Annotated in this window: 1 pseudogene; it reads left to right on the top strand. The window is 69.1% G+C overall.

What is annotated here, in order from left to right:
• Window positions 1-349, top strand: a pseudogene (locus tag K7472_RS32320) (2-oxoacid:acceptor oxidoreductase subunit alpha); the annotation flags it as partial.

The following is a 349-nucleotide window of genomic DNA, read 5'->3' as shown; positions in this document are numbered from 1 at the left end:
GCCTGTGATCGCGGAGGCGAACATCACCGCGTACCGGGCGGGGTGGAACTTCGGGGAGACCACGGAGGAGTTCGCCACCGTCTACGAGGTGGCCCCCGCCTCGAAAGCCTTCACCCCGGGCACCTACCGCAACATCTCCGGCAACCTCGCCCTGGCCTATGGCCTGATCGCAGCCGGCAGCCAGGCGGATCTGCCGCTGTTTTTGGGCTCGTATCCGATCACTCCGGCCTCCGACATCCTGCATGAGCTGGCGCGGCACAAGAACTTCGGGGTGCGCACGTTCCAGGCGGAGGACGAGATCGCGGGGATCGGCGCCGCGCTCGGCGCCGCCTTCGGCGGAGCCCTCGCG

This window comes from Streptantibioticus parmotrematis (assembly GCF_019890615.1).
Taxonomy (GTDB): domain Bacteria; phylum Actinomycetota; class Actinomycetes; order Streptomycetales; family Streptomycetaceae; genus Streptantibioticus_D; species Streptantibioticus_D parmotrematis.
Note: the sequence above shows the minus strand (reverse complement) of the source record. Positions and strands in the feature narration are given on the sequence as shown.